The organism is Hyphomicrobium nitrativorans NL23 (assembly GCF_000503895.1).
In the GTDB taxonomy this organism is placed as follows: domain Bacteria; phylum Pseudomonadota; class Alphaproteobacteria; order Rhizobiales; family Hyphomicrobiaceae; genus Hyphomicrobium_C; species Hyphomicrobium_C nitrativorans.
Map to the genome: position 1 here is coordinate 2,014,364 of NC_022997.1, position 12,748 is coordinate 2,027,111.

The following is a 12,748-nucleotide window of genomic DNA, read 5'->3' on the forward strand; positions in this document are numbered from 1 at the left end:
CACGCGAATCGCTGGGTTCAGAGTCACGGCCTTGCGGCCCTAAGGCAATGTGCCGGGGCGCGGGTATCACCAGCATTTCGTGAGGCAGGGGGACGGCTTAAGGAAAGGCGTGGCGATAATACATCGGCTGGGCGCTCGGGAGCGGCAAAACGGCCCCCTGGGGAGAGCCGCAATGGCGCCACGGTCGAGCCCAGAGGCAACCCGAATCGGGGTGCCGTTTAGATGTCGTTAGGCGAATCGGCATGGTATCGTCGTGTCCGGGCCGCTTCGCTTCCGTCCGGCGTACGAAGGAGACCACGACCCGATGTTGATGAGTGTGATTGCGCGCTGCGCAGAGTCCGTTGCCACGCCCGAAATCACGGGTTCTCGCGTTCTCATCTCCGGCCTGACCTCGACCTCAGGTTTCGATATCGCCCGGACTTTCGCCGATCACGGCGCGCGTCTGGTGGTTCAATCGCCCGACGACGGTCCTGAGATGACCGAACTCGGCGCCGTGCTTGCCGAGAACGCGGCGGAGGTCCGCCTCTTCAACGATCCGCTCACGAGCGACGAGGACGCGCGGCGTCTGGTGCAGACGACGGCGCAGGACTTCGGCGGGCTCGATGCGGTCGTCAATCTCGTTTCGGTCGAGGCGGATGCGATTGCCGCGCTTGAGACGATGGAGGATGTCGAAGGACTGGTCGCGGAGACGCTGCGCATCCCGTTCATGCTCACGGAGTGCGCTGCCAACCGCATGCGGCTCGTGTGGGCCGAGGGTATGATCCTCAATGTCGTGCGGATCGGCCCGTCCCGTAGCGGGCGCGCCATGATGTTCGCCGACGTGCTGCGTGCGCGCCTTGCCGACATGACGCGCGGCCTCGCCGAGGACTGGGCGGACGCGGGCATCCGTGTCAACGCGATTGCGCCGCCGTCATCCGTGGCGGCAATGAGCGGCGACGTGGCGGCGTCGGATGCGGATCTCGCGACTGTTGCGCTCGACCTCGCGAGCCGCAAAGCCCGCAGCGTGACGGGTCATGTGCTCGACGCGGAGGGCGCCGCGCGGCGCTGGTGCTGATTTTCGAACGAGCGCCCACCCTGTCATCCCGGCCAAGTGGACCCGGCCTTGAGCCGGGGGAACGCAGAGCCGGGACCCAGCGTAAGAGTCGTCGAAGACGCGATATTTCGCGATAGGAGCTTCTCCTGGATCCCGGCGCGGCGCTCGGCTGTCGTGCTGAAAGCATGCCTACGGCATGGCCCGAAGGCACGCCTCCGGCGTGACCGCCTCGCTTGGCCGGGATGACAGCTTCGGAGTTCACTCCGCCGGTGAGGGGGCGGCAGCGGCTGCGTGCTCGTCCTCGGCCGGCTTCGCCTCGCCCACGAAGCTCAGTACCGTCGGCACGACGAACAGCGTCAGCAGCGTGCCGAGGCTCAAGCCGCCCACGATCACCCAGCCGATCTGCTGGCGGCTTTCCGCGCCCGCGCCGTCGGCGAGCGCGAGCGGCACGGCGCCCAGCACCATGGCGCCCGTCGTCATCAGGATGGGCCTGAGGCGCAGCGTGGATGCCTCCACGACGGCTTCGGCGCGCCGCATTCCCCGCGCCGCGAGCTGATTGGTGAACTCGACGATGAGGATGCCGTGCTTGGTGATCAGGCCGACGAGCGTCACGAGGCCGATTTGCGAATAGACGTTGAGCGATCCGCCGACGTAGTAGAGCGCGCCGAGCGCGCCGGCCATGGAAAGCGGAACCGTCACCAGGATGATCAGCGGGTCGCGGTAGCTTTCGAACTGTGCCGCCAGCACGAGATAGATGAAGGCCAGCGCCATGACGAAGACCATGGCAAGGCTCTGGCTGGATGCCCGGTAGTCGCGGCTCTGGCCGTTGACGTCGGTCTGGGTCGTCGGCGGCAGAATCTCGTCCACGACGCGCTCGATGTGATCGAGAACCTCGCCCAACGCATAGCCCGGCGAGATGCTCGCGGAGATCGTGACGGAGCGAAGCTGGTTGAACCGCCTGAGTTCCTTGGGTGCGATGTCCTCCACAACTCTCACGATATTGGAAAGCTGGATCATTTCGCCTGTCGGCGAGCGCAGGAAGATCGTGTCGAGGGCGGCCGGGGTCGAGCGGTCCGGGATATCGAGCTGGACCATGACGTCATACTGCTCGCCGTTCATCTCGAAGCGTGTGACCTGCCGTCCGCCGAGCAGCGTTTCAAGCGTGCGCCCAACGACGTTCACGTCAAGGCGCAGGTCCGACACCTTGGCCCGATCCATCTCGATGCGGAACTCGGGCGTGTTCAGCTTGAGGTCCGTATCGAGGCTTTCGAGGCCCGGATAGGCCTCCAGCCTGTCGAGGACCTTTTTCGCCATCTCGTCGAGCTCCTCGTAGCTCGCGGACGATTGCAGGACGAATTCGACGGGTTTGCTCGATCCGCGCTGGCCGAAGGCGTTCGGGTTGGGCACGGCGGCCAGCACGCCGGCGATGCGCCGGACCTTCGGGCTGATCTCGCGGGTGATCTCCTGCTGCGAGCGCTGGCGCTCGCTCCAGTCCTTGAGCGGGGCGAAGATCAGGAAGCCGGACACCTCCGGATTGCCGTCGATCACGAGGCGGGAGCTGATCTCGGGCACGTCGGCCAGGATCGCGTCGGCCTGGGCGCTGTAGCGGCTCGTGTAGGCAAGTGTCGCGCCCTCGGGGCCACTGCCGCGCACGCGGATCACGCCGCGATCCTCGACCGGCGCGAGTTCGGATTTGAGGTTGACGAAGAAATAGGCGCAAGATCCTGCCACGGCGACTGCGAGCAGAACGATGACGCTGCGGTGCGCGAGGGTCGCTTGGAGCAGGCGGCGATAGCCGCGCTCCAAGCCGTTCAGGAAACGCTCGATGACCATGAATAGGCGGCCGGGCTTCTGCTGATGCTTCAGGAGGCGCGAACACATCATCGGCGTCAGCGTGAGCGCGACGAAACCGGAGATGATGACGGCGCCTGCAAGCGTGAGCGCGAATTCGAGGAACAGGCGGCCTGTCTTGCCGGGCGCGAAGGCGATTGGCGCGTAGACGGCGGCGAGCGTCAACGTCATGGCGATGACGGCAAAGCCGATCTCGCGCGTGCCTTTAACGGCAGCGTCGATGGGCTTCATGCCGTCTTCGATGTGACGATAGATGTTTTCGAGCACGACGATGGCGTCGTCGACGACGAGGCCGATGGCCAGCACCATGGCGAGGAGCGTCAGCGTGTTCACGCTGAAGCCGAACGCGAACATCAGCGTGAACGTGCCGATCAGGGAGATCGGGATGGTGACAATCGGAATCAGAGAGGCTCGGGGCGAGCGCAGGAAAAAGATGATGACGATCACGACGAGAAGGATGGCTTCCGCAATCGTCACGTAGACAGCCTGGATCGAGCGCTCGATGAAGATGGCATCGTCGTTGGCGACGTGCGCCTTCATGCCGTCCGGCATCGTTTCGTTGATGCGCGGAAGCAAGTCGCGGACCGCCTTCGACACATCGAGCGGGTTCGATACGGCCTGTTTGATGACGCCCACCGCAATCGCCGTTCCGCCCTCGAACCGGCTTTCGCGCCGCTCGTCGAATGCGCCCAGTTCGACGCGCGCGACCTCGCCTAATTTCACCTGGTGATTGCCCGAGACCTTGATGACGATGTTGCGGAATTCCTCCGGCGTCACGAGGCCCGTGCGGGACAGCACGCTGAACTCGCGGTTGGCGCTTTCGATCCGCCCCGACGGCAGTTCGACGTTCTGGGCGCGCAGCGCGTTCTCGATGTCCTGCACGGTCAAGGCGAACGCGGCCAGCCGCTCGCGGTCGATCCAGATCCGCATGGCGTATCGCCGCTCGCCGTAAATCGTCACGTCGGCGACGCCGTTGAGGTTTTTGAACTGGTCGATGACGAAGCGGTCGATGTAATCCGTAATCTGCAGCGGGTTCAGCACCGGCGAGTTGAACACCAGCAGCATGATCGGCTGGGCGTCCGCTTCCACTTTGGCGATGACGGGCTCGTCGATCTCGTCCGGCAGGCGCCCGCGGACGCGCGAGACGCGATCGCGCACGTCGCTCGCGGCGACGTCCTGATCGATCTCGGGGCGGAAGCGCACACTGATGCGGCTTTGCTCGGAGCGGCTGGATGAGTCGATGATATCGATGCCGGGAATGCCGGCGATGGAGCCTTCGAGGATCTGCGTCACCTGGGATTCGACGATCTTCGCCGAAGCGCCGGGGTAGCGCGTCTGCACCGAGACCACGGGCTCGTCGACGTTCGGGTATTCGCGCACCGTCAGGCGCGAGTAGGAGACGAAGCCGATCAGAACGACAACCAGGCTCAAAACTGTTGCAAACACCGGGCGGCGAATGCAGAGCTCGAACAGCCCCATCAGGTGCCCCGCGCACGCGGTTCGCGCGAGCCGGTCACGATCTCAACCGGGGCCCCGTCTCTGAGCTTCTGCTGACCGGCCACGACGACGGTTTGCTCCGCAAGCAGCCCGTCAAGCACTTCGACCTTTCCGTCCTTACGGTTGCCGAGCGTGACCTTGGTTTCGCGCGCTTCTCCGTTTTCCACGCGGTAGACGAATTTGTCCTGGCCACGAGGAACGATGGCGCTTTCCGGGACGACGACCACATCGCGCTTGATCTGGCCCTCGATAAAGATACGGGCGAACAGGCCCGGGCGGAGGAGAAGATCCGGATTTGCGAGGCGCGCGCGGATGTTCAATGCCCGTCCGTTGACATCCATGTGGGGGTCGATGACGTAGATCGCGCCTTCGAACGTCCGCTCCCGGAAGGCATCGACGGTGATCTTGATCTTCTGGCCCGTGCCGATTTGAGAGAGGAAGAGCTCGGGCAGCTTGAAGTCGATCTTGAGGGTGTCGATCTTCTCTAAGTTGACGATGGGGTGTCCAGCCGCGACGTACGCACCGGGCGATACGCGGCGGATACCGGCCACACCGCTGAAAGGCGCGCGGATCGTGTGCTTGTCGAGGCGGACCTTCGAGAGTTCGAGAGCGGCGCGCGTCGTCTCGGCGTTGGTTTTCGCTTCGTCGCGTGCGCGTTCGGTCACGTTGCCGGATTCGGCTAGCCGGTCGGCGCGCCGCAGGTTGCTGACGGCGAGTTGGTAGCGCGCCTCCGCGTCCGACACTTCGGCGCGAGCCAGCGCATCGTCGAGTTTGACGAGCACGTCTCCGGCCGCGACGGGCTTGCCCTCGGAGAGCGGGATGTCGGTCACGCGGCCCGCGATCTCGGGGCTGATCTGGACCGATTCGTCCGACTGGAGCGTGCCGATGGCGCGGAGATCCTCGGTCGAGGTGGTGGCCATGGCGATGGCCGTTTCGACGGCGACACCTTCCGGCGGACGGAGCGCGGCTGGAGAGGTTGCGGCCGGTTTGGGTGCTGCAAGGGTCTCCGAACCGCGCAGGCCGAGGTGCTCGGCCACGCCCAGCCGGTCGGCGAGCGCGGACGGGCTCTCGCCCGACCAGTGCAACGCCGCGCCTGCCGAGACAATCAGCAAGGCACAGACCACCAACAAGACTTTCAACATGTCGGCACCCTATTCCGGTGGTCGTAGGCTGTCACGTGTCGGGCCGTGGCCGGCGAAGGATCGATTGGGTTTGGAGGCCAGAACTCCAACGGCGCAGAGCGGTTCGTGGCTCTCTGCGGGGCGAGCCTTCGAGCCTTACGATGGCGTACGTCACCTAACGTCAGCGCCCTGTCCGATCCGTCGATTTTTTTTCGAGTCGCGGTGCGGGCTCCGGGCTGGCCGACACTACGCTTGAAATATGGCAGGAGCTACAGGCTCCGTGGGGTTCGGGCCTTGAGACGATGCCGTGGGGGGACTTGGCCTCAGGTCTCGGGCCCGTCGCTCAGGGCGCGCCGGCCGTTTTCGCGGCGCCTGCGGCCGCCTGCGCCTCGCGACTGCGCGCGCGTGGTTCCGGCGCGAGCGTCGTGACGCGGGGGCGGTCTCCTTCGCGGGTGCGTGCCTGGGCCGGTGAGCCGTAAATCGGCACCAGAGCGCTGGGCTTGGCCTTCGCGAGGATGGGTTGCAGTTCGGCATCCAGAGTGGCGAGGGGCGTTGCAGGCGCTTTGGGGACGAGATGGACGACCTTGAAGCCACGTGCCTTGAGGCCCGCGAGAATGGCGGGAAGCGCGCGCGCCGTCGGGCGCTTGAGGTCATGGAAAAGGAGGATGCCGCCGCGCTGGGCGGTCGTGAGGCGCAAGGTGCGTTCGGCGATGGCCTTCGGACTGGAGATAAAACTGTCGTTGGAAATGACGTCGACGGTGAAGCTCGCGATGTTGCGGCCTTGCAGATAGTCGAGCAACTCGTCGCTGTCGTTCAGGCCCGGAAAGCGGAAGAAGGGTGCGATGTCGGTTCCGGCCGCGAGCGCTACGGCCGCGAATCCGCGCTCGATCTGGTCAACCGCCTTATCGCGCGAAAGCCGTCGCAGGTTGTTGGGGTGCGACCAGGTGTGGCCCCCCAACGTGTGGCCTCGGGCCAGGATGTCCTTCACCAAGGCCGGGCGGCTGATGGCCATTCGCCCCACGGGAAAGAAGGTGGCTTTGGTGCAAAAGGCGTCGAGCGTGTCGAGGATCGGTCCTGTCACCCACGGTACGGGACCGTCGTCGAAGGTCAGGACGACCTCATCGTCGGCGAGGAAGCGCTCCTCGGTATCCCGTTTGGTGACTGCGCCGAACATCGGGCCGTTCGCCGTGTCGATTTCGACGATGCGGGAGACGCCTAAGGCTTTCGCCGGATCCTTGCACTCGGTGGCGCTTGCGGGCGAGCCCCACGCCGCGAAGACGGCAAGTCCGGCGATTGCATGAGCGGTGAAGCGGCGCATAGGCACGATTCCCTTGGTTAGGCCCCTATCACGGGACGGTCCGGCGACGTACGCGTACGCTGCTGTCCCAGGCTTCTCTCGGCGCGGACCCGCGCTTACTGCCCCATCGAGCGGAGCTGCCAGGGGTCGTTGTCCGGATTGGCCCAGTCCTTGACGGCGGGCGGCGCCCTGCGTTCTGCCTGGGGCGGAGGCGGGGCAGGCCGTTCGGCGGGCGGAGCAGCCTCTTCGCCCGCCACGGGCCATGTCACGGCACGGTCTGCGAGAGGAGCCTTGGTGGTCGCCTTCTTGCGTCCTTTGATGGACTTTGCGGCAACGGCGTCGAATTCGGGAAGCGTGGTGGCTGCTTGCTTCGGCACGATGTGGACGACGCGGAAGCCGCGGGTCTTGAGCTCGGCTAGAAGCTCACGGATGCCGCGCGCGGTCGACACCTGAATGTCATGAAACAGTAGTATTCCCTTTCCGTTGCGCTCAAGCCGGTTCAGCAGCGTCCGCTGCATCACCGCCGCGTTGCGCGTGCGGAAATCCTGGGAATCCACGTGAATACCGAAGACGCCAATGCCGCGACTTTCCAGATAGGCGCGCGAGGCCTTGCTGTGGCCCAGGTAGGGAAAACGGAAAAACGGGGCGATCGGTTTGTCGACGGCTGCCGCCACGGCGGAGAACCCGAGCTCGATCTCCCGCTTCATGGCGTCGGCGCCGAGGCTCGCCAGATTTTTGTGGGACCAGGTGTGGGTCGCGATGGTGTGGCCGCGGTCCTGGACCTCCTGCAGGGTCGTGGGGTCGGAGACGGCCATGCGGCCGACCGCGAAGAACGTGGCCTTGGTGCATTGCTCGTCGAGCGCGTCGAGCACGGGGATCGTGTGCCGGCGCATCGGGCCGTCGTCGAAGGTGATGACCACTTCGCCGAAGTTCAGGAAGTCGTCTTCGAGCCCCTTGTACTGCTCGCCAAAGTAAGGTCCACGGCTGGTGTCGATTTCGACAACGCGGGAAACGCCGAGAACATCCGTCCGGTTGGCGCATTCCGGCGCTATGGTCGGGCGGAGGCTCGTGGCGCCAACGGTGATCAAGGCCGGAGGCTCGGCAGCCGCCTGGATCTCGGCATTTTGGGCGAGGGCACGATCGAGCCGGACGTCCGTGCCGGCAAAAGCGGCAAGCCCGATCCCAACCGCCATCAGCCATGTCGCACGGCCGGCGCTCATCGTCCGTCTCCCTTTCAGCCCGGTCGGCCGGTCGTCTCGTCCCCTGGTTCGTAGAAGAGTTTGTAGCGATTTGGCAACCGGGCTCAAGATCGGCGCCTTTTTTGGCGGTTCGCAGTGTCGCCGATGTGACGGCTATGCTAGGCGATTGCGGTTTTTCACAAGGCGCGCCGTGATGCAGGAGTATCGCGGCGTCTTTCAGGCAGGCCCATGCGGGTCTTTTTCAAGCTGGCCCTTAAGGCCGTTGGAGCATCGATGGCGGGCTTAGAAGAGCAGGTCACTCCGGCCGCCGAGGCCCTGAGCGTCGACGAACTCGTGCGCGACGTCACCTTGGCCATGCAGGAGGGCGACAGCGCCCGCGCGGCCGAGATCGTCAAGGACCTGCGCACGCGCGACCTCGCGGACGTCATCGAGCTGCTGACGCCGGAGAACCGCATTGCGCTCATTCAGGCGCTGGGAGCGGCGTTCGATTTCGAGGTGCTCTCCGAAATCGACGAAACGGTGCGAGATCAACTCTCGGAAGCGTTGCCGAACGAACTCCTGGCCAAGGCCGTCACCGAGCTCGACACGGACGATGCCGCGTACCTGATCGAGAATCTCGAAGACGAAGACCGCGAGGAAATTCTTTCGCAGTTGCCGCGCAACGAGCGCGCCATCCTCGAACGGCAGCTCGAATTTCCGGATTACTCGGCCGGGCGCCTCATGCAGAGCGACTTCGTCGCGGTTGCGCCCTATTGGACCGTGCAGCAGGTGATCGAGCATGCGCGGGAGACGGACGATCTGCCCGATACGTTCTCCGAGATCTTCGTGGTCGATCCGGCGTTCCGGGTTCTCGGAAGCGTCGATCTTTCGCGCGTGATCCGCAGCAAGCGCGAGGTTCTCGTCTCCGAGATCATGGAGACGGACATCCATCTCGTGAAGGCAACCGACGAGCAGGGCGAGGTGGCGCGTCAGTTCGAACGCTACGACCTGATGGCCGCGCCCGTCGTAGATCAGAACAACAAGCTCGTCGGTGTCATCACGGTCGACGACGTGGTGGAGGTGATCCAGGACGAAGCCGACGAGGACATGCTCGCACTCGGTGGCGTCGGTGACGAGAGCATCGGCGCGTCCGTCGCGTCGACCGCACGCAGCCGCATTCCCTGGCTGATCGTCAATCTCGGCACAGCGGTGCTGGGCTCGCTCGTGATCCAGCAGTTCGACGCGACCATCGAGCAGATGGTGGCGCTGGCCGTCCTCATGCCGGTGGTCGCTTCCATCGGCGGCAATGCGGGCACCCAAACCATGACGGTGACCGTGCGCGCGCTTGCGACGAGCAAGCTCGGTGCTGCGAATGCGCCGCGCATCATCACGCGCGAAGCACTCGTTGCGCTCATCAACGGCGTCGTTCTTTCGACGATCATCGCCGGTATCGTGTTTCTGTGGTTCGGCTCGGGAATGCTCGGCGGCGTGATCGCGGCGGCCATGGTCGTCAATTTGTTTGCTGCGGGGTTGGCGGGAATTCTGATCCCGCTCGCGCTGGATCGCCTCAAGCTCGACCCCGCGCCCGCGTCCGGCGTGTTCGTATCGATGATCACCGACGTCGTCGGATTCTTCGCCTTCCTCGGGCTCGCCTCGCTGATCCTGCTTTGAGGGCATCGGACAGCGCGTGCTTTAAGCGCTTTTAATCGCCGCTCGGCGAAATGCGGAATTCGAGAATGTCGGTCCTCGCGCGCAGGATGTCGGCAAGCTTTTCGAGCGCTTTGCCGCTCTGGGTGCGGATCGTCATGCGATACTCGAAGAAGCCCGCTTCACGGTCCAGGCGGTAGGCCATGTTGGCGATGGAGAAGCTCTCGTTCGCGATAAGCTCGCGCACTTTGCTTTCGGGCGGAACTCCGTTCTCCGCAAAGCGCAAGACAAGCTGGCCGAACGATTGGCTCGGCAGCCAGCCTTCGATGCGGCGGAAGATGGCGAGGGTTCCGAGCGTTGCGAGGGTCGCAAGCGCGGCAGGGTAAAAGAAGCCGACGCCGAAGAGGATGCCGATGGCCGCGGTCATCCAGATGGAGGCCGCGGTCGTGAGCCCCCGCACCGTCAGACCTTCCTTGAAAATTACGCCGGCTCCGAGAAAGCCGATTCCGGTCATGATGCCTTGTGCAATGCGCGTCGGATCTGTGCGCACCGTATCGAGCGGGACTTTGCCGAGCCAATCCCACTGATAGGCCGTCACCAGCATGAGCAGGCCGGACGACAGGCACACCAGCGCGTGCGTGCGGAAGCCTGCGGGGCGGCCGTGGAAACTTCTTTCCAGGCCGATCAGGCTTCCGGCCGTCCATGCTGCGGCAAGATGGATTGCGATGTCGATGTGATGCTGCGCCATTGAACTCTACATTTCGATTGTGCGTTGAAGCGCACGAGAACCCTGCGGCGCGTATGCGGAACGCGCGGACATGACGGCTCGGTGAAACTACGAAGGTAGAGCGGCTTCGGCGCTGGTCGAACGACGATTTGTCGATAAGCACTTTCCGCTGGCCGAAAAGCGAGCGCGGCGCGATGGAGTTCTCAACTCGTCGGCTGGTCGAGCTTGCGTGTGAGGTTCTCGAACTCGCGGCGGAGCGCTTCGTTCTTGAAGATCTGCTCGAAGGTGGGCGCTTCGAGCTTCTGGATGGCCTCGAACGAGGTGCGGCTATCGCGCATCAGGTTGTGGAGCTCAAGGCTCGCTTCGACGGTTTCGAAGGTATTGTCGGCGATCCTCAGATCGTGCACGGCGCGGGTGCGGGAGCCTGCGATCTGTTCGCGCTGCTGGGCGAGATAGCGGCGGTAGCCCTTGGCCGCTTCTTCCGCGAGGGCCTGGCTTTCGCGATTGGCTTCGAGCGCGCGCTGCTGGTCGGGGCGGTTGTCGGCGCGCATCAATTCGCGCGTCTTGGCCTTGGCTTTGTCGAGGTCCTTCAGGATCGCGTCGAGGCGCGGCAGATACTGCGTATCGATCTTTTCGATAGCGGCGTCCTGGGCGTGCACGAGCACGGCGAAGAGGGCCGCGTGCATGGCAAAGTATTTGCGGGCCGCGCCGGGGTTATCGGACGTTGCCTCCATCAGCCGGGAGAGTTGGCTGTCGATGAGCTTAGCCGCGTGGAACGTCGCCGCGAGCCGTACGAGATCGCCCGAGAGCACTCCGTCGAGGAGCAGGTCGAGCTGATTGTCTTCGAGCGTGACGCCGGTCTCGATCAGCGCCTTGCCGACCTCGCCCTTGGCGGCTGCGATGGCGGCTTCGTTGTCGACGATGCGTTTTTCGCGGTCGCGGATGTTGCCGGCGAGGCTATCGACGGTGTCGGTGAGTACGCCGGGCAACATGCCGTCGGCCGGGGCCTTGAGCTGCTTTTCCTTCAACGTCACGATTTCGGTTTCGAGATCGCGGATGTTGCGGCGGTGGGTTTCGATGCGCTTCTGCACGTCCACCACAGGGACGTCGGTTACGATGCCGAGCGCGCTATCGAGCAGCCTGCGGATGCGGATCTCGCGGTCTTCGCGCGTTTCCGTCCACAGCGGCGTGACGATGAACTCGCTTTTAGCGGGAAGCTTGCGGGCTTCGGCGCGCTGTTGGGCGACGTCAGCGAGGAGTTGGTCGATGGCGCTCATCAGCGCGCGGGCCTGTTTGTAAGCGGGGTCGTCTGCGCGCGGGTCGCGCGGCTCCTGCGCTTCGGGCGACGGGCCTTCCGCAAGCCGGACAGGGCTTTCGGTGCGCAAGAGATTGCCGATGGCGTCGTCGGTCGCGCGGGGCGTGTCGGCTGCGGCGGCGCTCACGAAAAGAGGCGAGAGGAGAAGCACGCATACCGCAGCGCCCGTCCACACCGCAGCGCCCGTCGCCGCGTGGCGGCGGGGGGAAAGAGATGCAGCGGTGCGTGCGTTCGTTCTCAATCGATCCTCCTCAATTCGAGGCATGCAGCGCTTCGAATAGGGCAAATCGATGATGTGGGGCCGTGTTGGCCACACGCAATGGTTTCGTCCGCAGCCCACCGTCTCAGCCGCGCTTCGCGGCCTGAGCAATGGCGTCTACGAGGGCAGGCGTGATTTGGCGCGCGTCGGTCAGCACCGTCATGCGGGCCATTTCCGGTGCGCCGCGATGTGGGGGCGAGGTCCGCGCCGGCCCCAGGGCCGCGCTTGCGGGTGCATCGTGCGTGGCAAGTCCGAGACGCAACTCGCGCGGGCCGACGGCGAGGAGGGCAAATTCTCGCCCCGCCAGGTGAAACGCAACGCAGCCGTCGCGCGGGATGACGGTGACGTTCGGAACCGCCTTGCGGACTTCCGCCACGACGTATGCCGCGAGGGGACGATAGGCTTTGGCGCGCGCGAGGAGCGCGTCGAGGGCTGCCAAATCGGCGGCGGGCGGCGTTTGCGTTGGCGGCAAGGGTGCGGCTGGTGGCGCTGGGCGCGGCGCAACGGGAGTTGGCGGTACGCGCGGCGATGTGCGGCGTGGCACTGCCCGCGCGCGTGGCGCACCTCCGCCAGCATAGATCGGCTGGCCGCCGTTGTTATGGATGCGCTCGATCCACGAGGCCTTCGAGAACATGAACCCCTGACGGCGCAGCCAGTCGATGACGTCGTTTCGATGTGCGAGCCCTTCGGCGGCGATGGCGGCCATCCATTCGTCGAGATCGCGGCCGGTGTCGGCCTTGAGCGTTGCCAGAAACTGGCGCTCCTTTTCTCCGTAGTCGATGCTCACGGGACTGCTCGCTTCGGTTCGTCTCTGGGGTTGCGG

At 65.0% G+C, this 12,748-nt stretch carries 9 protein-coding genes; 2 read left to right on the top strand and 7 right to left on the bottom strand.

The features are described 5' to 3' along the window. Positions 1-304: 304 nt before the first annotated feature. Entirely contained in the window at positions 305-1,054 is a 750-nt protein-coding gene (locus tag W911_RS09360) for an SDR family oxidoreductase (protein ID WP_023787298.1), read from the top strand. Between the two features lie 237 nt (positions 1,055-1,291). Here the strand turns inward: W911_RS09360 and W911_RS09365 are convergent, their stop codons facing one another. The 4 genes from W911_RS09365 to W911_RS09380 all read right to left on the bottom strand — a co-directional run bounded on the left by W911_RS09365 (position 1,292) and on the right by W911_RS09380 (position 8,019). Next, a complete protein-coding gene (locus W911_RS09365; protein ID WP_023787299.1) occupies positions 1,292-4,363 on the bottom strand; it encodes an efflux RND transporter permease subunit in 3,072 nt (1,023 codons plus the stop codon). Then, on the bottom strand, positions 4,363-5,523 hold the full coding sequence (locus W911_RS09370) for an efflux RND transporter periplasmic adaptor subunit (protein ID WP_023787300.1): 1,161 nt from the start codon (positions 5,521-5,523) through the stop codon (positions 4,363-4,365). Before W911_RS09370 ends, W911_RS09365 begins: the two co-directional genes overlap by 1 nt. A 322-nt stretch (positions 5,524-5,845) precedes the next feature. Continuing rightward, the gene (locus W911_RS09375; RefSeq protein WP_023787301.1) at positions 5,846-6,820 is read right to left on the bottom strand and encodes a polysaccharide deacetylase family protein; all 975 of its coding nucleotides are present in this window, start codon (positions 6,818-6,820) and stop codon (positions 5,846-5,848) included. Positions 6,821-6,915: 95 nt separating this feature from the next. Beyond that, a complete protein-coding gene (locus tag W911_RS09380; protein WP_023787302.1) occupies positions 6,916-8,019 on the bottom strand; it encodes a polysaccharide deacetylase family protein in 1,104 nt (367 codons plus the stop codon). Positions 8,020-8,271: 252 nt separating this feature from the next. Between W911_RS09380 and mgtE the strand changes: the two genes are divergently transcribed. Continuing rightward, the gene (mgtE, locus tag W911_RS09385) at positions 8,272-9,648 is read left to right on the top strand and encodes a magnesium transporter (protein ID WP_041318232.1); all 1,377 of its coding nucleotides are present in this window, start codon (positions 8,272-8,274) and stop codon (positions 9,646-9,648) included. A 31-nt stretch (positions 9,649-9,679) separates the two neighbouring features. Here mgtE and W911_RS09390 read toward each other — a convergent pair whose 3' ends face one another. The 3 genes from W911_RS09390 to W911_RS17365 all read right to left on the bottom strand — a co-directional run bounded on the left by W911_RS09390 (position 9,680) and on the right by W911_RS17365 (position 12,712). Continuing rightward, positions 9,680-10,372 (bottom strand): MgtC/SapB family protein, encoded by a 693-nt coding sequence (locus W911_RS09390; protein ID WP_023787304.1) that lies wholly within the window; start codon positions 10,370-10,372, stop codon positions 9,680-9,682. Between the two features lie 182 nt (positions 10,373-10,554). After that, positions 10,555-11,907 carry a hypothetical protein gene (locus W911_RS09395; protein ID WP_023787305.1) on the bottom strand — a complete coding sequence of 451 codons (1,353 nt, stop codon included), beginning with the start codon at positions 11,905-11,907 and terminating at the stop codon, positions 10,555-10,557. Positions 11,908-12,010: 103 nt separating this feature from the next. Next, on the bottom strand, positions 12,011-12,712 hold the full coding sequence (locus W911_RS17365) for a DUF5655 domain-containing protein (RefSeq protein ID WP_023787306.1): 702 nt from the start codon (positions 12,710-12,712) through the stop codon (positions 12,011-12,013). Positions 12,713-12,748 lie beyond the last annotated feature (36 nt).

Coding starts and splice junctions, on each gene's coding strand:
- W911_RS09365 (WP_023787299.1), bottom strand. CDS start 4,363: ATGGGGCTGTTCGAGCTCTGCATTCGCCGCCCGGTGTTTGCAACAGTT.
- W911_RS09370 (WP_023787300.1), bottom strand. CDS start 5,523: ATGTTGAAAGTCTTGTTGGTGGTCTGTGCCTTGCTGATTGTCTCGGCA.
- W911_RS09380 (WP_023787302.1), bottom strand. CDS start 8,019: ATGAGCGCCGGCCGTGCGACATGGCTGATGGCGGTTGGGATCGGGCTT.
- mgtE (WP_041318232.1), top strand. CDS start 8,272: ATGGCGGGCTTAGAAGAGCAGGTCACTCCGGCCGCCGAGGCCCTGAGC.
- W911_RS09390 (WP_023787304.1), bottom strand. CDS start 10,372: ATGGCGCAGCATCACATCGACATCGCAATCCATCTTGCCGCAGCATGG.
- W911_RS09375 (WP_023787301.1), bottom strand. CDS start 6,820: ATGCGCCGCTTCACCGCTCATGCAATCGCCGGACTTGCCGTCTTCGCG.
- W911_RS09360 (WP_023787298.1), top strand. CDS start 305: ATGTTGATGAGTGTGATTGCGCGCTGCGCAGAGTCCGTTGCCACGCCC.